This is a genomic window from Domibacillus sp. F004, assembly GCF_057814295.1.
In genome coordinates this window covers 631,937-651,642 of the sequence record NZ_JBVATB010000001.1, presented here as the reverse complement: position 1 = coordinate 651,642, position 19,706 = coordinate 631,937, and the positions used below count along the sequence as shown (strand labels likewise).

16 protein-coding genes and 1 pseudogene are annotated in these 19,706 nt (G+C 38.9%); 7 read left to right on the top strand and 10 right to left on the bottom strand.

What is annotated here, in order from left to right:
* Positions 1–40: 40 nt before the first annotated feature.
* Both nagB and nagA read right to left on the bottom strand, forming a co-directional pair.
* Positions 41–760, bottom strand: a complete 720-nt coding sequence (gene nagB / locus ACZYRN_RS03485; RefSeq protein WP_488910091.1) for a glucosamine-6-phosphate deaminase — start codon at positions 758–760, stop codon at positions 41–43.
* The gene (nagA, locus tag ACZYRN_RS03480; RefSeq protein ID WP_488910090.1) at positions 757–1,956 is read right to left on the bottom strand and encodes an N-acetylglucosamine-6-phosphate deacetylase; all 1,200 of its coding nucleotides are present in this window, start codon (positions 1,954–1,956) and stop codon (positions 757–759) included. The genes nagB and nagA overlap by 4 nt, the downstream gene beginning before the upstream one ends.
* A gap of 271 nt (positions 1,957–2,227) precedes the next feature.
* On the opposite strand from nagA, the gene ACZYRN_RS03475 reads away from it, so the two are divergent.
* The 3 genes from ACZYRN_RS03475 to ACZYRN_RS03465 are packed head-to-tail and all read left to right on the top strand — an operon-like array spanning position 2,228 to position 5,044.
* Complete coding sequence (locus ACZYRN_RS03475; RefSeq protein ID WP_488910089.1) at positions 2,228–2,758, top strand: PTS sugar transporter subunit IIA; 531 nt, start codon at positions 2,228–2,230, stop codon at positions 2,756–2,758.
* A 21-nt stretch (positions 2,759–2,779) separates the two neighbouring features.
* Entirely contained in the window at positions 2,780–4,318 is a 1,539-nt protein-coding gene (locus tag ACZYRN_RS03470; RefSeq protein ID WP_488910088.1) for a maltose/glucose-specific PTS transporter subunit IIC, read from the top strand.
* 33 nt (positions 4,319–4,351) lie between these two features.
* Positions 4,352–5,044 (top strand): N-acetylmannosamine-6-phosphate 2-epimerase, encoded by a 693-nt coding sequence (locus tag ACZYRN_RS03465; protein WP_488910087.1) that lies wholly within the window; start codon positions 4,352–4,354, stop codon positions 5,042–5,044.
* 77 nt (positions 5,045–5,121) lie between these two features.
* Here ACZYRN_RS03465 and ACZYRN_RS03460 read toward each other — a convergent pair whose 3' ends face one another.
* The 3 genes from ACZYRN_RS03460 to tnpA all read right to left on the bottom strand — a co-directional run bounded on the left by ACZYRN_RS03460 (position 5,122) and on the right by tnpA (position 7,370).
* Positions 5,122–5,574: a DMT family transporter gene (locus tag ACZYRN_RS03460; protein ID WP_488910086.1), complete on the bottom strand. Its 453-nt coding sequence runs from the start codon at positions 5,572–5,574 to the stop codon at positions 5,122–5,124.
* 218 nt (positions 5,575–5,792) lie between these two features.
* Positions 5,793–6,956, bottom strand: a complete 1,164-nt coding sequence (tnpB, locus tag ACZYRN_RS03455) for an IS200/IS605 family element RNA-guided endonuclease TnpB (protein WP_488910085.1) — start codon at positions 6,954–6,956, stop codon at positions 5,793–5,795.
* 15 nt (positions 6,957–6,971) lie between these two features.
* Positions 6,972–7,370, bottom strand: coding sequence for an IS200/IS605 family transposase (tnpA, locus tag ACZYRN_RS03450; RefSeq protein WP_488910084.1), 399 nt, complete (start codon positions 7,368–7,370; stop codon positions 6,972–6,974).
* A 366-nt stretch (positions 7,371–7,736) separates the two neighbouring features.
* Between tnpA and ACZYRN_RS03445 the strand changes: the two genes are divergently transcribed.
* From ACZYRN_RS03445 to ACZYRN_RS03435, 3 genes are all read left to right on the top strand, one after another.
* Positions 7,737–8,156 (top strand): MarR family winged helix-turn-helix transcriptional regulator, encoded by a 420-nt coding sequence (locus ACZYRN_RS03445; RefSeq protein WP_488910083.1) that lies wholly within the window; start codon positions 7,737–7,739, stop codon positions 8,154–8,156.
* Between the two features lie 12 nt (positions 8,157–8,168).
* A complete protein-coding gene (locus ACZYRN_RS03440; protein WP_488910082.1) occupies positions 8,169–9,377 on the top strand; it encodes an MFS transporter in 1,209 nt (402 codons plus the stop codon).
* Positions 9,378–9,702: 325 nt separating this feature from the next.
* The gene (locus tag ACZYRN_RS03435) at positions 9,703–10,299 is read left to right on the top strand and encodes an NADPH-dependent FMN reductase (RefSeq protein ID WP_488910081.1); all 597 of its coding nucleotides are present in this window, start codon (positions 9,703–9,705) and stop codon (positions 10,297–10,299) included.
* 117 nt (positions 10,300–10,416) lie between these two features.
* On the opposite strand, the gene ACZYRN_RS03430 is transcribed toward ACZYRN_RS03435, so the two are convergent.
* From ACZYRN_RS03430 to ACZYRN_RS03415, 4 genes are all read right to left on the bottom strand, one after another.
* Positions 10,417–11,931, bottom strand: a complete 1,515-nt coding sequence (locus tag ACZYRN_RS03430) for a DHA2 family efflux MFS transporter permease subunit (RefSeq protein WP_488910080.1) — start codon at positions 11,929–11,931, stop codon at positions 10,417–10,419.
* Positions 11,932–12,609: 678 nt separating this feature from the next.
* The gene (locus ACZYRN_RS03425) at positions 12,610–13,317 is read right to left on the bottom strand and encodes a GntR family transcriptional regulator (protein ID WP_488910079.1); all 708 of its coding nucleotides are present in this window, start codon (positions 13,315–13,317) and stop codon (positions 12,610–12,612) included.
* A gap of 84 nt (positions 13,318–13,401) precedes the next feature.
* The gene (locus tag ACZYRN_RS03420; RefSeq protein WP_488910078.1) at positions 13,402–14,811 is read right to left on the bottom strand and encodes a GH1 family beta-glucosidase; all 1,410 of its coding nucleotides are present in this window, start codon (positions 14,809–14,811) and stop codon (positions 13,402–13,404) included.
* A 939-nt stretch (positions 14,812–15,750) separates the two neighbouring features.
* A complete protein-coding gene (locus tag ACZYRN_RS03415) occupies positions 15,751–16,281 on the bottom strand; it encodes a histidine phosphatase family protein (protein ID WP_488910077.1) in 531 nt (176 codons plus the stop codon).
* A gap of 346 nt (positions 16,282–16,627) precedes the next feature.
* Between ACZYRN_RS03415 and ACZYRN_RS03410 the strand changes: the two are divergent.
* Positions 16,628–17,377, top strand: a pseudogene (locus ACZYRN_RS03410) (aminotransferase class I/II-fold pyridoxal phosphate-dependent enzyme); the annotation flags it as partial.
* A 362-nt stretch (positions 17,378–17,739) separates the two neighbouring features.
* Here ACZYRN_RS03410 and ACZYRN_RS03405 read toward each other — a convergent pair.
* The gene (locus ACZYRN_RS03405) at positions 17,740–19,557 is read right to left on the bottom strand and encodes a sulfatase family protein (RefSeq protein WP_488910076.1); all 1,818 of its coding nucleotides are present in this window, start codon (positions 19,555–19,557) and stop codon (positions 17,740–17,742) included.
* Positions 19,558–19,706: the final 149 nt, after the last annotated feature.

The following is a 19,706-nucleotide window of genomic DNA, read 5'->3' as shown; positions in this document are numbered from 1 at the left end:
ATTTAATGACACTTTACGGGTATTTATTATAGGTGCATCGTCAACCGCGCGCTGCTTCATCTACAATAATTGTAACACGTGGATGCTTTCTTAATATAGAAGCAGGAAAATTTTCACTGACCTCACCATGTAGGAGTTGAAAAAAAGCTTCCCTTTTGTTCGTACCTGATACGAGAAGCAAAATTTCTTTGCTTTTCATAATGGTCGCAATCCCCATCGTAATCGCTTGGACCGGAACTTCTTCACGATTGCCGAAAAATCTTGCATTTGCTTCTCGAGTTGAAGGAGTTAAGCCGATAACATGGGTTTGACTCTTAAAAGATGTGCCCGGTTCATTAAATCCAATGTGTCCGTTGCTTCCAATTCCAAGAATTTGAAGATCGATTCCACCGTGTTCTTTGATCAAATCTTCAAAATCCGAACATTCTTTTTTCAAATCATTCACATTCCCATAAGGTACATTTGTATTAGACATTTGAATATCAATGTGATTAAATAAGTGATCGTTCATGAAATAACGATAGCTATTGTGATGACATTCTGAAAGCCCTATGTACTCGTCTAAATTAAATGTTTTTACATGTTTGTATGACGTGTGGTTTTTTTGATGATCCTCAATTAACTGTTTATACAGTCCAACAGGTGTTCCACCTGTTGCTAATCCTAGGTTAACGTTTGGATTGCGGCGTACATTATCGCGAACAATTTCAGCCGCTTTTTTGCTCATTTCTTGATAGTCTTTTACTTCAATGATCTTCATATCGTTTCTCCTTCGCTGTGAAAGGCACGTTTTCCGCGGCAAAATGTCATCACTACATTTAGATGTTCATCTAAAATGACAATGTCTGCATCTTTCCCTACCGCAATACTGCCTTTTTGATCTAAAATATTTAATTGTTTGGCAGGATTGACAGAAGCCATTTCAATGGCATCTTCTAGTGAGCAGCCTGTAAATTGTATAACATTTTTCACAGCATGTCCTAATTTTAGAATACTCCCAGCAAGGGTACCGTCATAAAGAACGGCTTTTCCATCCTTAACGGTCACATCTTGACCGCCCAGATCATAAGTGCCATTTTCTAAACCTTTCGCACGCATGGCGTCTGTTATTAAAATTAATCCCATCTTTCCTTTTTGTTTGTATGCAAGCTTTACGATTTCTGGCCGAACGTGAACGCCATCAACGATAATCTCCGTTTTTAATTCATCACGCAAAAAAGAAGCACCTACTACACCCGGTTCGCGATGATGCAAGCTGCGCATTTGATTAAATAAATGGGTCACGTGACTGACTCCTGCATGAATTGCCTCGATTACTTCATTATATGTAGCATCGGAATGACCGATGGAAGCAATGATCCCATTCTCTTTTAAATACGTCACCATTTCTAAACCGCCTGGTTGTTCGGGTGCTAACGTAACGAGCTTAATTTTTTCCTTCGCGAGTCTATTCCATCTTTTAAAATCCTCTACATTTGGATCGATGATATAGTTCAGCGGTTGTGCGCCTGCTCTTTTTTTATTTACAAATGGACCTTCAAGATGAATTCCGATTATGTCAGCTTTGCCTGGCGTTTGCTGATTACAAATATAATTGCCTGCATTGACTAATGCCTCTTCAATGGCCACACCACTTTGTGTCATTGTAGTTGCTAAAAAAGCAGTCGTACCTTCTTCCGGAAGCGCTTTTGCCATTATATCTAATGCTTCCTTTGTCGCATCCATCGCATCAGCACCATTGGCTCCATGAATATGAACATCGATAAAACCAGGAATCGCCTTATAGGTAGAAGCCACTTCTATAACGTCAAATTGCTCCTCATTATTTACTTTTTCAAGTGGTCCAAACTCCATTATTTTCTGATCTTTTATTTTAATATATCCACGTTCAATTTTCATATGTTCAGAATATATTTGCATGCCCTTGAGCAAAATAGGTTTGCCTTTTGGATTCATTGAAATGTCATCCTTTCTCATCTCATTATATCTTAGCATCCCTAAAGTATAGTTGTCTATACCATTTGATTTTATTCGATTCATTCTCCCCTGAATCCCTTACAATACATAGGTTAAATAAAGCATATTGATCTGACTCATGTAAAAAACAGGCTTAAAAATTTTAAAATTGGTATAGACATCTATAATAATAAGGTGCTATGCTGTTTTTATATCAGAAAGCCTTTTCAATCCGATCAGTCAAAAAATCAAAAAAAGGAGTGTTATTCATATGTTTGGATTTTTTAAGAATAAAGAGAAGGTAGTAAAAAAAGAGGCCGCTCAATCCTCTAATGCAACAAGCTTGTTGCCCCTAAATGATCAAGACTTTGTCATGCCTATTGAAGGGATGATCATTCCCATTACAGAAGTTGAAGATCCCGTATTCTCAGAGAAAATGATGGGTGATGGCTTTGCCATTGTTCCTGCAAATGGTTCCGTTGTATCACCAGTTGATGGTGTCATTATGAATGTCTTCCCAACTAAGCACGCAATTGGAATTAAATCAAAACAAGGGCAGGAAATTTTAATTCATGTCGGTTTAGATACGGTCAATTTAAAAGGAGAAGGCTTTACGGTTTTCGTTAAAGAAGGCGATCAAATTTCAAAAGGAACCGAAATTTTAATGGTTGATCTTGACTTTATTAAGAAATCTGCTCCATCTACTGTTACACCAGTCATATTTACTAATGCAGCGAATGTTACAGTGAAAAAACAAGGTGAAGTCAAGCAAGGAGATAACGGGATCGTATCCGTTCAATAAATTTAATAGGAGGTAGTACTTGTGGGAAAGTTTTTTGAAAAGGCCCAGCAATTCGGGAAGTCGTTTATGCTTCCGATCGCTGTCTTACCAGCTGCTGGTTTGCTGCTTGGTATAGGGGGTGCGCTGTCAAACCCAAATACGGTTTCAGCTTATCCGTTTTTAGATATTGGATGGCTTCAAGCGATTTTTACGATTATGAGTTCGGCAGGAAGTATTGTATTTGCGAACTTACCGATTATTTTTGCTGTCGGTGTTGCAGTTGGCCTAGCTCGTGCAGATAAAGGAACGGCTGGATTGGCTGCCATGATCGGATACTTTGTCATGAATAGCGCGATAAATGCCTTGCTCTCTATTACTGGCCAACTGGCTGAAGACAATTTAGCTGGAGCCGGACAAGGTATGGCCGTTGGGATCCAGACTCTGGAAACGGGCGTCTTTGGCGGGATTATCATCGGGATTGTCGCAGCCGCTCTTCACAATAAATACAATAAAATTGAACTCCCGCAAGTTCTTGGATTTTTCGGAGGATCTCGATTCATTCCAATCGTTGTTTCCTTTACATCGATCTTTGTAGGAGCTGTTCTTTTTATCGTCTGGCCTTATTTCCAACTTTTCATTAATCAATTAGGTTCGTTAGTGACGAGCACAGGAACAATTGGAACATTCTTCTATGGTTTTATTTTACGGATGCTTGGTCCTTTAGGTTTACATCACATTTTCTATTTGCCCTTTTGGCAAACAGCTTTAGGCGGCACAATGGAGATTGGCGGGAAATTGATTAGTGGTACCCAAAACATCTTCTTTGCACAATTAGCGGATCCCCAAACGGGCCAATATTATGAGGGTGTTTCAAGATTTATGTCTGGCCGGTTTATCACGATGATGTTTGGTCTGCCCGGAGCAGCACTCGCTATTTATCACTGTGCCAAGCCAAAGAATAAAAAACTAGTTGCAGGAATTCTTCTTTCTGCTGCATTAACTTCCTTTTTAACAGGAATAACCGAACCGCTTGAATTCAGCTTTTTATTTGTTGCTCCTGTTCTTTATTTCGTCCATGCTGTCTTTGACGGATTAGCTTTTATGATGTCTGATATCTTTAATATCACAATTGGACAAACCTTCTCTGGTGGATTCATTGATTTCGTCTTATTTGGCGTTCTCCAAGGAGCGGATAAAACCAATTGGCTCTATGTATTAGTTGTCGGTATCCCATGGTTCTTCTTGTACTACTTTACATTCAAATTCCTCATTCGGAGAAATAATTATAAAGTCCTCGGTCGTGAAGATGAAGAACAGGCCGTTTCCGTCGATCAAGTAGCAGCTACTGAACGTGCTAAAACGATTGTGGAAGGGTTAGGCGGTTCACATAATATTGATGTAGTCGATTGTTGTGCCACTCGTTTACGTGTCACAGTCAAAGATGAATCATTATTGAATGAAGGTATTATTAAACAAACAGGTTCAAAAGGGATTGTTAAAAAAGGAACGGGTGTACAAATTATTTACGGTCCACAAGTAACAATTGTTAAAAATGAAGTGGAAGAGTACTTGGATCAGTGAGAATAGAATCTATCCTTACAAGGAGTGTTTTACATGCAAACAGTAGTAGATCAACTTTATAAAGGATTAATTGTATCCTGTCAAGCATTAGAGGGTGAGCCTTTACACAGTTCATACATTATGGGACGTATGGCCTTAGCCGCTAAAGAAGGTGGAGCAATCGGAATCCGCGCAAACTCTGTTTCTGATATTGTGGAAATAAAAAAACAAGTAGATCTTCCAGTCATCGGAATTATCAAACAAGTTTATGGAGAGAATCCTGTTTTTATTACACCTACTATGAAGGAAATTGATGCATTAATGACAACAGGCGCAGAAATGATTGCAACGGATGCAACAGCACGTATAAGACCTGACGGACGTACATTAGAAGCATTTTATAAAGAGATAAAATCAAAATATCCTCATGTTGTTCTAATGGCCGATGTTTCCACCGTCGAGGAAGCGATCTATGCCGACAATCTTGGGTTTGACATTGTGGCTCCCACTTTATATGGATACACGGAAGAAACAAGTGGATTGAAAATTGACGATAACGATTATGCTGTCATTAAACAAATTGTCAAAAATGTTAAAAAGGCAAAGGTCATTGCGGAAGGAAATGTCTCTACGCCAGAAATTGCCCGTTCTGTTTTAGATATCAATGTTCATGCGGTAGTTGTTGGCGGGGCCATTACAAGACCACAAATTATTACAAAAAGATTCGCTGATGCTTTACGAAATTAGTTTATTTGAACGAATAAATAGCTTCAATGAATCGTAAAAGGACTCAGGCTAACGCTTGAGTCCTTTTACGATTGTGGCTAAAAAAGTTGAACGATCACAACGCCAATGCCTATTAATATAACACCTGTTATTCTCATCAAGGTGGCTGTATGTATTTCCAATCCAAACAGACCATAATGATCGATGATGAGAGAAGCAATAAGCTGTCCCATTAAAATAATCGTCATCATCGCGGCTACACCAATTCGAGGTGTTAACACAACCGTCGCCAAAACGAAAATAGCTCCCAATATACCACCCGTATAAACCCACCATGGTGCACCTTGAAAGCTTTTCATAGATAAACCGTTAAAATCCCCTTTAAACGCTGTAATAACGACTAAGGTAATCGTTCCTACAATAAAACTAATCGTTGAAGCAATAAATGGAGAGCCTAACGAATACCCTCTTAGTGTGGTGTTAACGGCTGATTGCACAGGCATGATAAAACCTGCTATTAAACCGAATAAAATCAATAAAAAATAAACCATTATCCACCCTCCCTTTCATTTTACTTTTATTCCAATTACTCAAGTTTATATATGAAATCGTTTGTTGTACTGTGAATATCAGTGTGAGTCCTTGAACCTCCCGCCACTTAACGCTCTTGCGAACAGTTTGAAGTGGAGGATTCCTAAGATCACCAACCTATTGGTCAGTTATTTATTAGGCGATCCCCGCAGTCCCTGCGGTTAGTCGTACAAGCAGCTTATAACTCCGACAGTGCTTCTAACTTTAACAATCTTAATGCTTCATTTTTCAGATTCATGCTGGCATTTATATCTCTGTCATGATATGTGTTGCAAGAAGGGCAACTCCATTCACGCAGTGCCAAGTTCTTGACCTTTTTATGCTGATGGCCACAAGCGGAACAAAGCTGACTGGAAGGAAAGTTTTTCGCAGCAGCCATAACTTTCTTGCCGTACCATTCCGCTTTGTATTCCAGCATCGTACGAAACTGCGACCAACTCACCTCACTAATCGCTTTGGACAACTTGCAGTTTTTCACCATATTCGATACTTGCAAGTCTTCAATACCGATCACATCGTGGTTTTTGATGATCTCGGTGCTGATCTTATGCAGGTAGTCTGTCCGTGCGTTCGTTATACGCTCGTGGATGCGTGCGACTTTGATGCGCTGTTTCTGATAGTTTTTCGCCTCAGATAATGCCTTGTTTTGCTTTAAAGCGATATCTTTCCGTCTTGATAAAATACGCTGTTCTTTCACTAGTTTCTTTTCAAGCGAACGGAAGAAACTGGGGTTCTTATGCACGGTTCCATCTGAAAGAATGGCAAAGTCTTTTAGCCCAACATCAATCCCTGTACTTGAGTTTGTTTTCGGCAGTTTTTTTATTTCTGTTTCCGCAAGAATCGAAACAAAATATTTACCAGAAGGATTTCGTCTGACAGTAGCGTTCAAAATACGCCCCTGCACTTGACGACTGTTAGCAAAACGAACCCAGCCCAGCTTTGGCAGTTTCATGCGGTTGCCTGCAATGCTTGCTTCTGGAAGCTGGTTCTTCTTTTCAATATTTGTCGTGTAAGATTGCCCCTTATTTTTCTTACTCTTAAATCGTGGAGAGTTATTTTGCTTCTGGAAGAAACGGCCAAACGAGTCTGCAAGATGTTTTATGGATGATTGCAGGGAGTGCGAATCAATTTCCTTTAGCCAAGTCAACTCTTTCTTTAACTGTGTAAGCTGAGAAGAACAAGCGCTATACGATAAGCCTTTTCCTGTTTTCTTATATGCATCATTCCACTTCGCTAAAAAGTAATTGAACACAAAGCGAGAACAGCCAATCGTTTTCGCAATGAGAATTTCCTGTTCTTTGTTAGGGTAGATTCGAAATTTATACGCTTTGTTAAGCAACATGGTTTTCATCTCCCCTCATTTCATTCCTTGATTTTCGATATATTTACGTACAACGTCAATGGATGTTCCGCCTGTTGTCAGCAAGCAAAAGCTTCTTGACCAAAAGGATTCTTTCCACAATTTCTTTCGGATTTGCGGAAACTCTTTTTTCAGTGTGCGAGAACTGGCGCTTTTATAGGCGTTGATAAACTTTGATAATTCTGTTTTAGGGTGCGCCTTGAACAATATATGAATGTGGTCTATGTCATGATTCCATTCTATAAGCGAAATGTGACATCTTTCTCCGAGTGAAACAAACATTTCTTTTGCACGTTCAGATATATCGTTATTTATCACTTTCCTACGGTACTTGATGACTAACACCAAGTGATAATTCAAACTAAATACTGAATGATTATTACTATCCAATTTCATTGATAATACAGCCAGCCTTTCTTTCTTCTAAGACTGATTATATCAAGCTAGGAAAATAAAGGAAAGAACTCTTGGCTATCGCCAACCGAAATTCACCCCCTACTTATTTTTGGACTTTGCCCTTCGCAAAATTGAAGTAGGGGTACTCTTTCGGCAACACCGATAGAAAAAACGGCTAAAATCTTCATGATCTTAGCCGTTTTTTCTTATTGTAAAGATCCATTCATGTCAAACTTAAGCTTATTATGCTCCCATACCGTCTTTCCTTTTAAGTAAATATCATTTGGATACTAGACAGACAGCGATTGTTCCTGCATACTAAAATAGTTACCGATGCTAACTATTTTATAAAAGAGAGGTTTCAAAGTGAAGACATTTCAAATATTCTTTCAACAACTATTGCTTTTGTATCGGCCTTTTGAGAATCAGCTAAACGCACAGCTCGCGAAGCATGATCTATACAGGGCGCAATGGTCTACCTTGTATTATTTATCAAACAATGGTTCTGCAACGCTGGTAGAGCTTTCTAATTATCAATATGTGGAGAAACCAACCGTGACGAGGACCATTAACCGTTTGGAAGAACTCGGATATGTCGAGCATGTCCCTGGCAAGGACAAGCGTGAAAAGAGAATGCAGCTGACAGAGCGTGGGAAAAACGTCTATAAGGAAGTTCGTGTGACGATTGACCAATTTGAACAGAATATTTTAAAAGGCGTTTCGGAGGAGGAACAGCTTGAGGCCATTCGCATTATGAAAGAAATACGAAACAATATTATTGAATAAGGGGATAAAAAAGTGAATCAATTAAGACCTAAACTGTGGACGAAGGATTTTATGATTGTTTCCTCCGTCAATTTTTTCTTAACGTTAATTTTTTATTTATTAATGGTAACGATTGCTGTCTATGCAGTAGATACATTGGATGCTTCTACAAGTCAGGCCGGACTTGTAACAGGGATTTTTATTATCGGGACGTTAATTGGACGGCTGTTTATAGGCCGTATGATGGATTCACTCGGCCGCAAAAGAACGTTATTTATCGGGTTATTCTTTTTTACGTTGACTACGCTTTTATACTTTGTCAATTTCGGGATTGCCTTTCTGCTTTTTAATCGTTTTATCCATGGTGTTGCGCTCGGTGTGGCGAGCACAGCAACCGGAACGATTGTGGCCCAGATTATTCCTGATACCCGAAAAGGAGAAGGCATCGGCTACTACAGCATGAGTGCCACACTCTCTACAGCCATTGGACCATTCATCGGACTCTATATGAGCCAGCATACTAGCTTCCAAATGATTTTTAGTTTTTGCCTTGCTTTAGGGATCATCTGTTTGACTACAGCACTCTTTCTATATGTACCAGCGATCGAAACATCAACAAAAACAGCTAGAATAAAAGGGTTCAAGCTTTCTAACTTCGTGGAGCCAAAAGCGCTGCCAATCGCCTTCATTACGCTGGCAATTGCCTTTTGTTACTCCAGCGTCCTTTCTTTTATTAATTTCTATGCCATTGAAATTGACCTGGTGAATACAGCAAGTTTCTTCTTCGTTGTCTATGCAGTTGCCGTATTGGTATCACGCCCATTCACCGGCCGCTTAATGGATCTAAAAGGCGCGAACTTTATTATGTATCCAGCCTTTCTAGTCTTTGGAGCCGGAATGCTGCTGCTAGGTTCGGCAGACAAAAGCATCACCTTATTAGCAGCCGGTGTCTTAATCGGCCTCGGTTTTGGGAATATGCAGTCATGCACCCAGGCCATCGCTGTTAAATTGACGCCTCCTCATCGCATGGGACTGGCAACATCGACCTTCTTTATCTTTCTTGACGCAGGACTTGGGTTCGGTCCTTATATACTTGGATTCATTATTCCAATAATTGGCTACAGCATTCTGTATATCATCATGGGTTTTATGATTCTCGCAACGACCGTTCTGTACTCCTTTCTGCACGGCAACAAAGAAAGGGCAGCAAGAGCGATTGTTCACGATTCAGCTTCGATTTAATAGATCATGAGAAATGGGAGATCCCTGCTATGGGGATCTCCCATTTCTTATTAATGAAATTATGATCCGTTACAAGTTGTTTCTTTTCATCCACTACTGGCCCCTTCCATTATTTTTTCATTTGATTCAATGTATTGACAAATGAAATACATTGTATTATGATTATCTCGTATTCAAGATTTATAAAATAAAGATAATTACAATCGAATAATACAAATTTCCTTCTCAGGAAACAATATTATGGATAGTCTTCAATTCCGGATAAAGGAGTTGATTGCATTCAAACATTTTAGTTAAAAATACAATTTTATTGGTGGTGAATTAAATGGGTTTTTTAGACAAATTATTTGGTAAAACATCGAAAGAGGAGGAAAAAACAATGACAAAATTAAATATCGGTATTATTTTAGGCAGCACTCGTCAAGGACGTGTAAGTCCACAAGTAGGAGAATGGGTAAAAGGAATTGCTGACAAACGCGGAGATGCAAATTATGAAATCGTTGATATCGCAGACTTCAATTTACCATTTGTATTTACAACAGCTGGCGATGAACCAGGAATAAAAGCTTGGTCAGAAAAATTGGCTAGCTTAGATGGATTTGTTTTCATTGTTCAAGAATACAATCATAGCATCACGGGAGCATTGAAAAATGCACTTGATTCAGCACGTGATGAATGGAACAATAAAGCAGCAGGTATTGTAAGCTACGGTTCAACAGGTGGAGCTCGTGCAGCTGAACATTTGCGTGGGATTTTAGGTGAATTACTCGTTGCAGACGTTCGTACACATCCAACATTGTCATTATTTACAGACTTTGAAAACGGAACGGATTTCAAACCTGCAGCCTTACATCTTGATAATGTAAATGGTATGCTTGACCAAGTGATCGGATGGAGCGGCGCATTAAAAACATTGCGCTAAAAACCCATTATATTATATAGAAGTAAAAAAAGAGAGAAGAAATCATCTTATGACGATTTCTTCTCTCTTTTTGTTTTGAGTACTGCTTGATGACTAGTCTTCAGAAGGTACTAACGTTTAATGATCCGCTAGTTTAACAGCGATCTTTTCACCAGATCGTTTTTCTTTTAGAGGATCTTCTGCTTGTTTTGCTCGTTTAATAAAGAAAGCAAGCACAAGAGCTACACCCGCAATAAAGGTAGCCACTAAAAATGAATCATTAATCCCTTCTAACATCGCTTTCATAGCCACTTGCTGTTGCATTTCAGCCGTTAATTGCCCCGCATTTCCCGAAACACCCGCAGCGATGTCAGCCGCATGTGTTTCCGCACGAGTAGACATGATTGTCACCAGCAACGCTGTACCAATGGCGCCTGATACTTGCTGTAACGTATTGTTCATAGCTGTACCATGCGGATAGAAACGTGCTGGCAATTGATTTAAGCCATTCGTCGAAACCGGCATCATGACCATCGATATCCCAAACATTCGTACAGAATATAAAATCATTAAATGTGTATAAGTAGTATCAAGAGTTAATTTGCTGAAATAATAAGTCGTTACCGTTGTAATGATTAAACCAATGATTGCTAATACACGTCCTCCATACTTATCAAACAATTTCCCTGTAATCGGTGACATGACGGCCATCAAAATCGCCCCTGGCAACATCATTAACCCTGCATCGATTGGAGATATTCCACGTATTGTTTGAACATAAATAGGCAGAAGCAGCATAGCAGAAAACATGGCCATCATAAGAACCATGGAAATGGCTGATGATAGGGCAAACATTGGATATTTAAAGATCCTGAATTCAAGCATTGGTTTGTCTAATTTGTATTGACGCAAAATAAACGACGTCAACGAAACAGCTCCAACAATAATCGTCCCATAGACTTCGGGGCTATCCCAGCCTTTATTACCGGCAGAACTAAATCCATATAGCAATCCGCCAAAGCCTACGCTTGATAGCAGCAGCGAAATTAAATCCAGACGGATATCCACTTTATCCTTTTTATCTTTAAGTACGAAAAAGCCAATCAAAACGATAACAGCGGCAATTGGCGTGACAAAGTGGAAAAGCATTCTCCAGTCATAATGTTCAATAATCCAGCCCGATAAAGTCGGACCAATTGCTGGTGCACCCATTAAAACGAAACCGAAAACACCCATTGCGGTTCCCCTTTTTTCCACGGGAAAGCTCGTTAACATGACATTCATTAACAGCGGCATCATAATAGCCGAACCAGAGGCTTGGACCATCCGGCCTGTTAAAAGAAGAGGAAAGGCGTGGGCAAAACCAGCAAGAATAGTGCCGAGTGTAAATAAGCCCATGGCTGCTAAAAATAAACGGCGAACAGAATATTTTTGAATTAAGAAAGCTGTCGTAGGTATCATAATCCCGTTTACTAACATAAAACCGGTCGTTAGCCATTGCACAGTCGACGGGCCTACATTTAAGTCCTTCATAATCGACGGCAATGCAATATTGAGTAACGTATTGTTCAAAAAACTAATAAAAGCGCCGATCATCAGTACAGCAATAAGCCCGTACGGTGGACGGTTCTCTTTTTCTATCGTGTGATCCATTATTGTTGTTCCCCCTATAAACGTACACTTCATTTTCCGCATACGCATTTCACGTATAAACTATAATATACCAGCAGTACAAATATTACAACACAAAAGTATCCCTTTAAATATAAGGGTTTATCTACACTTTATAAATAAAGCATTATGAATATTTGTACATACGGTATAAACTAAAACAGATAAAAATTGTTGCAAAGGTTTTCAATCCACGGCCTTTCAAGATATATTGGATTAGAGCGGAATGTCTTAAGGAACCTGGAATGGAAGAAATCCTATTGTGACTATCCTCTATCTCTGTTGAGCAAAAGCTACTTTTTTGGCCATTTCCTTCTATATATTTCCCATCTGTTCAGATTATATTGCAGCCTCTCCTTCCTTTTTAAAAACTGTTGTCCTCGGATCTTCTTCCACACAGTTTATTTTTAAAACACAAAAAACCAGCTGCCTGTGCAACTGGTCTTCCTTTTATATCGAGGACATTCCCTATTTCAATGAAGAACAGAAGTCTTCACCGGTTCAATCTTATTTTATTTAAAGGCTATGTTAAACAAGATTTTTGATAAAACGATTTTTGACTCATTTCACCCGAAACCGCTGTTTCGGGTGCCTTTCAGCTATGCTGAAAGGTTGCTCCAGTTTGATGAGCCATAAATCAACAACGTTCTATAACAGAGCCTATTTAAAATTAATTCGATTTAATATCTTTGCTTTTTGATAATGAAATATTGATTTAGAGAATTCAAAGATGGTTCCGTTAGTTAAGCATACTGTATTTTCAATAATCAAGGCTGGATCCAGCTCATTAACATGCAACAGCCTCGCACTGACTTCATCGATTTTTTCGCAGTTAATTACTTTATCAGCAAAACCAATGTTTAATTTTAAGTCCTCTATAAGGTAACTATAAATAGAACTCGATCCAATCTCTTTATTTAAGTATGGCACAATAGCTTTTTTAAAGTAACTTATTTCAATTGAGAAGGGTTCTTTATCTACACTTCGCAGCCGCTTTATGTAATAAAGTTGTGTTCCCGCTTCACAACGTAATTGTTTTGCTTTTCCTTCATCCGCTTCTATCACGTGTAAGGCTAGAACTTCTGTCTCAATTGCTTTTGAAGTCAAATCTTTTGTTAAACCTCTAAGACTGCCTAAATTAATATAATCTGTGACAGATTCTTCTCGTAAAAACATTCCGCTGCCTTGCACCTGATAAATAAGCCCGCGATTGACCAGTTGACTAATTGCTTTTCGGATCGTATTTCGGCTCACGTCAAAATGTTTTATCAATTCTTCTTCCGTCGGCAGCTTTTTTATTTTATCAAATTTTCCATCTCGGATTTCCTTTTCTAAACAATCAGCTATTTCTTTATATTTTACAGCCATATAATCTCCCTATTATTCGTTAAACGATTTACTCCCTCTGTTTTACAGAAAACGGCTTAATTACAATCAAGAGGTTCTTTTTATTTACAGCTCTTCTCCTCTCGTCTCAATAATATGCTTATACCAATGAAACGACAGCTTTTTCTTTCGGTTTAGATGATCATGATGATCAACATAAATAAATCCATATTGCTTCTTATATCCGTTTAACCAGCTTAATAGGTCAATGACAGACCATGCGTAATACCCTTTTAGATGAATGCCTTCTTCGATTGCACGCTTAATCACTTTTAGATGTTCTTCAATATATTTAATACGAGGAACATCTACTATTTCACCATCAATAATCGGATCCTCATCACCAAGACCGTTTTCTGTTACATACATTTTAATATCACCATAACGCTCTTTCAACATATGCAGCCCGTCTAAAAATCCTTGAGGTGAGATTTCCCATCCCCATTTTGTATATGTTTTATCTTCCATTTTCACAGTCCGATAAAAACCATCAAAAGATGGGTTGCCTGGAGCTAAAGTAGATGTTTCTCTTGAATGTTCTATGGATGAAACAGCTTCGTGATTTTTTTCTACTCGAATGGGCTGGTAATAATTAAGTCCTATAAAATCATTTTTTTCCGCATTTCTTTTTAACGTGTCTAGTTCTTCTTCTGTCCAACTTGGCGTCCAGCCGTTCTCCTTTAAATGTTCAACTACATAAGACGGATATTCCCCTTTTAAAATGGGGTCATAATACCAAAAAGTTTCATATTCATTAGCATGTCGAGCAGCTAATACATTCTCTTGCTTCTCATCTACGCTGTAAGCTGGTAAGAATACATGTGTAATACCAATCTCGCCGTAAGATTGTAGTTCCTTATAAATTTCTACAGCTTTTGCATGTGCATAAAACACGTAATGTGTTGCTTGAAAATATTTATTCTCATCGTTTTGAATACCAGGCGGATGCGCTCCTTTTAAATAGCCTAATCCGCAGAACATAACCGTTTCATTAAACGTAATCCAATGTTTGACTCGGTCTCCAAAGGCTCGAAAACAAATTTCTGCATATTTGATGAAGGCCTCAGCTGTTCGCTTATTCGTCCATCCTCCAGCTTCTTCAAGCACCAGAGGCAAATCCCAATGATACAGTGTAACAAATGGAACAATCCCATATTTTAAACATTCATTAATAACATTATTATAAAATTCCAAGCCTTTTTCATTCACTTCTCCGTCTCCGGTTGGCAAAATACGTGCCCATGAAATGGAAAAACGGTACGATTCAAGCCCCATCTCTGCCATTAATTTAATATCTTCTTTGTATCGATGATAATGGTCTATGGCTACATCTCCATTTGTACCCTTATACGTTTTCCCCGGAATCTTTGAAAAGACATCCCAATTTGTTATCCCTTTCCCATCTTCATTCCATGCTCCTTCTATTTGAAAAGAAGCGGAAGCTGCTCCGAATAAAAAGTCATGTGGAAACTTCATTTCAAACCCTCCGATTTCATACCAGTTTATTAAATTCATCGCTACATATAATATTTATAGGTACAAATTTTAAGGAGATTGTACAGTATTTTTCGATAAATGTCAATTTAGGAACCGGATGGCCATGTTCAGAAAAGGACGAGTTTTGGAACATATAAAACAACCTAAGTAACAATGTCTGTTACTTTTCGGTATTGAAAAAATAAAATAAAAAGCCCTACTGTTTGATAGATGAAATAACAAAAAAAAATCACCTCAGAACGAAGTAATTGTCATTTTTAAATATACATATTAGAGTATCGATGATTAAAAACTTTTCTATAGTTCCAAGGTTGCTGTAATAGTAACTACCTCTTTACAATGTTCTCTTTATCTTTCTTTAATTGCCAAAATTCTAATTCGCTTATAATCAGCTAGCCATATCTCATCTTTGTATAGATCTGATTGTATCTTATTTTTTATTTTTCCGTAAATAATCATTTTTTCTTCTCTAGAGAATTCAGGGAAAAAATCATCCGTAAAACTCATTATAAACGGGATCTTTTAAGTGTCTACCATTCGGGATACGGGATACAGTTCAAGTCCAGATGTTAGATCCTTTTTATTACTTCCATGAATTTTATAACCAAAATTTAAAAATATTATTTAACGGCGCATGATTATTATGTAATATCCTAATGATATAATGGAATATTTGAAACAGAGGTATTGCTGTCTGAAAACCTATTAAAGTAGGTTTATGAATTAGCGTTGACATTCCATAAGTCATTCCTTGTTTTGGATATGGTGAGCTTGACGAATGGCCGGCACCGACAAAAAATACCCGAAGCAAGGTGAAGTGCACCCCTTAGAATAGACGTTGAAAACCCTCGGGTTTGAACGTTACTATTTTAGGGGGTGCACTTTAAAAGATACCAGGGGCTATTTTTTGACAAATTTTCAGCTCCAGACTCTCCTTACGTAATAGGTATCCTTTTTTACTTTCACTTCGTAGACATCCGGATGCGACAATCCTGTCCATTCTTTGAGCCCCTGCATGCCATCAATTTGCATCAATAAAAGCCCCATCGTATTGCGATGAGTAGCCAGCACGGTGCCGTCGGCTGCTGCTTCAAGCACTTCCATTCCCCTTTTTGCTACTTCGCGGCTCGATTCTCCGCCCACCATTTTCAGGTCCATATCCCGAAAGGATTCTTCGAGACGTTCCAACCAATCTTTTATGTTTTTCGAAATCAACCTGTGCTCAGCAAGCCGGTCGTCAATTTCCACCTGCAAGCCCTGGCTGTCTGCTGTTGGCTCGATGGATTGAATAGCCCGTGTGAAAGGGCTGGAAATGATGTGCTTAATATTCCGCTTTTCAAAAAAGCGTATAAGCTCTTTCGCTTGTTCTTTTCCCTCTTCAGTCAATTCCGCATTCAACTCTTGTCCTGTAGCTTGGCAATGCCTGACCAGATACACTGTTTTGTCCATTTGTTTCGCTCCTAATCCCCTTCACTCATAACGTCATTCCTTTTTTCGTTTTCGCTATACGTTTTAACGAAAAATCCTTCAGATTCAGACCACTCTGCATATAGAATATCTTGAACATTTGAGGATCCTTCCTTTTCTGGCTCATCATACAGACTTTTTTTGATTTGCCTACGTAGTTAAGGATTCCTTCGTTAATCTTTCCTTCGTCAATTATATTTATACCTTTTTTCCCCTGTATCGGACTCTTTTAAGCATAAGAAAAACCGGGCAAAAGAAAGCCCGGTCCTTTTTAGTTTATCGAACAGCTGAGATTACATAGTGAAATCCATATAGTTATCTTCTTTAGTTAATCCCTATTCCTGGAGATTCGTTTGGGATGCTGCCAAATGAACTGGAAAAACAGTGCTGCCAAGTAAATATTCAAGGTATTTTTCTCATGCCTTCCTGCAGCAATCCGACTACAGTGATGATTTCAGACTTTCGCAAACACGAGTTAGCAGACGTGATCCGTAGATATCAGTTAATTTTAATTGAAGACGATATTCATGCCTTTCTGACGGCCGGCATCATTTCTGATTATCAGCAGCCTATGTTCAATTTACTGCCCGAACAAAGCGTGTATATATGCGGTACCTCTAAAAGTATATGCTCTGGATTACGAGTCGCTTATATGGTGTATAGTGATTCTTTACGTAAGAAGATATTACAGGCCATTTTTAACGTGAACGTAAAAACATCTTCTTTAGATGCAGAGGTGATTACAGAGCTTATTTTATCAGGCAAGGCACATGAGATTGTCTCTATAAAGAAGCAGCTTGCACAGTCTGCCAATGATATGTATGTGGAACATTTTCCTATACAAAAGAATGCTGGACATCCTCTTAGTTTTTATCGCTGGCTTCCGATTCAAGGGCATAACAATGGGTTACAGTTGGAAATGGATTTGAAGAGGCACGGTATTCGCGTTTTTCATTCTGACCGTTTTCTCAGTGGACAGACCACCTCTGATAAGTATTTGCGTGTTGCGCTTTCTTCTACAAACTCATTGGAAGAGTTGAAAATAGGATTAGATATGGTCAAACAGTACCTCAGCTAATTCAAGCTGAATGTGAAGATTCTTTTGAGCCGGAAGTGGAATCAAAAGATCGGCATGGTGAATTTCATTAGTATGCCATTGTGTCCCTATAAATATATCCCGATCCATGAAAAGGTACCCTGATTAATAGTCTTTCGGGGGCACCTTTCACTAATCATGCATCCTGCTTTGTAGAATAAAGTTCTTTGCTTAATTCGCTTTAGCTATGTAAAAAAAGATTGTTGGTTGTTCTTCTTCAACAAAACCAGCTAAATAGAACAATAACTTAAAAAGAGCGGCTTTTGTCATTATTGACGTGGCAAGCAGCTCGCTCCTTTAAGTTAGTAAAGTTATTCTACTAGCCCTCCATTTTTATGCCCAACTTAGTGAAGCTTATCCAACTTTTCAGTAAAACGACAAGATGGCATGCCCGGAACGTTCCCGCTCGTTGGAGAAAGTTTTTTTTGTTTGCATTGTTCTGCAAGCATCTTCGCTAAAATTGGCTGAACGCGAGCCGATTGTTCCGTTGCGAAAGCAGGATTCGCTAAATTTTGTTCTTCTAGAGTGTCCATTGTAAGATTGTATAACTCAAACTGATCCGGAACTGGTTCTTCTTTCGTAAGCGTTACAAAGCATTCATTCGGCTGAATATCGCTTGATTCACACTTTTTTACGGCTGTATCACTACAGCCTGGATTACTCCAAAACTGGGGGTTGTCATAATAACGGGCAAACTTCCATATCTCTTTTTTATTTTTTTCTCCTGTTGAAAGTGTTGTAATGACCGCTTCAATATGATTCGGCTGAACGACTGACTTGTAAGGTTGGCCTGTCGCAGTCGTTTGATTCAATCCTTTCGTCACATCATCATCTGTCATAAAGTAGAGAGGTTCATTTGCTCTAAAACAGTTTTTATCCCCTCTTAAGAGTGATGTCAAATCTCGCCCGACTAATGGATGGACTTCTGTATGATCTTTTGAAAGCTTTTCTTTTATATCCTCTGCTTTTATTCCGGCCAATCCTAACAATGTCGGGAGAACGTCGACATGACTTGTAAGCATATCGGTCTGCTCACTTTTCGGGAATAGCAGAGGACTATGGATGATCAACGGGACATGAATCGATTCTTCATACATGTTATACCACTTCTGATAAAGACCTCCGTGTGCCCCTAGGAGTTCCCCATGATCGGATGTAAATAAAACGATTGTATTTTTATAGAAACTGGATTGTTTAAGAGCTTCAAAGACTTTAAACATTTCTTGGTCTGCCTTTTTCTGCAAACTGTAATACACTTGGCGATAAAAATTGTTGTCTATGATCGGCTGCAATGCTTTCGGGTATGTGATGCGGTAGCTTTCCTGTGCGATTGGTTTCGTTAAAAGTGACTCCCCAGCTGTTGGAGCTGGTTGAATGTGCGGCAGTGTTGAATCGACGTCAAAATTAAAAGTTGGGGAATTCGCTGTTAGCACACCGTATAAGGCAATATCATGGGGATTTAAAAAAGAACACATGATAAACCAAGGAGTATCGTCTTTTGCTGAACTTTTTTCTAGTGATTTGATCAACTTTACTGTATCCGCTGAGTACACTTCGTCACGACCACTCGTGCCCATTCCTGCAGACGATCCTGAATTCCGCGGATTTGTACCATGCGGTTCTGGTCCAATCCATTCAGAGAATCCAAAAGGATGGAGACGATTCGCCTTTTTGTACAACCGTTCTTTCTTTTTACTTGGAACACCCGTTTTCAGATGATAGCTAGGGAATGCATTGTGTGTACCTGGGATTAAAATATCTTCATCTGACGCGTGCCATTTCCCTTTCCAAAACGTACGATATCCGGCTGCACGAAAGTAATCTCCCATAGTAGGAACCGTGTTTGGATCCATCCAAAATACATCTGGGTCAAATGGGCCTTTGGCAACTCCGGTCGTTTGGGTAACTCCGTGAAGCGACGGATATTGTCCTGTATATAAAGTTGCTCTGCTTGGAGAGCAAGCCGTACTTCCCGCATAATGATTTAAAAACTCCATGCCCTTCTTTCGCAATAATTGTTGCGTGATTAAGTTCTCTTTCCTCCACTTCTTCAACTGCTTTGCTTCGTAGACAGATGGAAAGCGTTCCTGATCCACCATCAATATGAGGATATTCGGCTGTCTCTTACGGGAGTCCGTGCCGCTTTGTTTTTTCACACTCATCTTATTTCCCTCCCTTTAAAAATGAAAAATGCTTTACTACCATATGTACATTCAAGAAGAAATTGACCTGTTGAAATAGTTATTCAAGCGGAAATTTTGTTTATCCGCCTGCATATACATCAAAAAAGGAGGCGGTTTCTTGGCTTATT

Excerpts from the sequence above, each read along its gene's own strand:
- nagB (WP_488910091.1), bottom strand. The coding sequence starts at position 760 with ATGAAGATCATTGAAGTAAAAGACTATCAAGAAATGAGCAAAAAAGCG.
- nagA (WP_488910090.1), bottom strand. The coding sequence starts at position 1,956 with ATGAATCCAAAAGGCAAACCTATTTTGCTCAAGGGCATGCAAATATAT.
- ACZYRN_RS03475 (WP_488910089.1), top strand. The coding sequence starts at position 2,228 with ATGTTTGGATTTTTTAAGAATAAAGAGAAGGTAGTAAAAAAAGAGGCC.
- ACZYRN_RS03465 (WP_488910087.1), top strand. The coding sequence starts at position 4,352 with ATGCAAACAGTAGTAGATCAACTTTATAAAGGATTAATTGTATCCTGT.
- ACZYRN_RS03460 (WP_488910086.1), bottom strand. The coding sequence starts at position 5,574 with ATGGTTTATTTTTTATTGATTTTATTCGGTTTAATAGCAGGTTTTATC.
- tnpB (WP_488910085.1), bottom strand. The coding sequence starts at position 6,956 with ATGTTGCTTAACAAAGCGTATAAATTTCGAATCTACCCTAACAAAGAA.
- tnpA (WP_488910084.1), bottom strand. The coding sequence starts at position 7,370 with ATGAAATTGGATAGTAATAATCATTCAGTATTTAGTTTGAATTATCAC.
- ACZYRN_RS03435 (WP_488910081.1), top strand. The coding sequence starts at position 9,703 with ATGGGTTTTTTAGACAAATTATTTGGTAAAACATCGAAAGAGGAGGAA.
- ACZYRN_RS03430 (WP_488910080.1), bottom strand. The coding sequence starts at position 11,931 with ATGGATCACACGATAGAAAAAGAGAACCGTCCACCGTACGGGCTTATT.
- ACZYRN_RS03425 (WP_488910079.1), bottom strand. The coding sequence starts at position 13,317 with ATGGCTGTAAAATATAAAGAAATAGCTGATTGTTTAGAAAAGGAAATC.
- ACZYRN_RS03420 (WP_488910078.1), bottom strand. The coding sequence starts at position 14,811 with ATGAAGTTTCCACATGACTTTTTATTCGGAGCAGCTTCCGCTTCTTTT.
- ACZYRN_RS03415 (WP_488910077.1), bottom strand. The coding sequence starts at position 16,281 with ATGGACAAAACAGTGTATCTGGTCAGGCATTGCCAAGCTACAGGACAA.
- ACZYRN_RS03405 (WP_488910076.1), bottom strand. The coding sequence starts at position 19,557 with ATGAGTGTGAAAAAACAAAGCGGCACGGACTCCCGTAAGAGACAGCCG.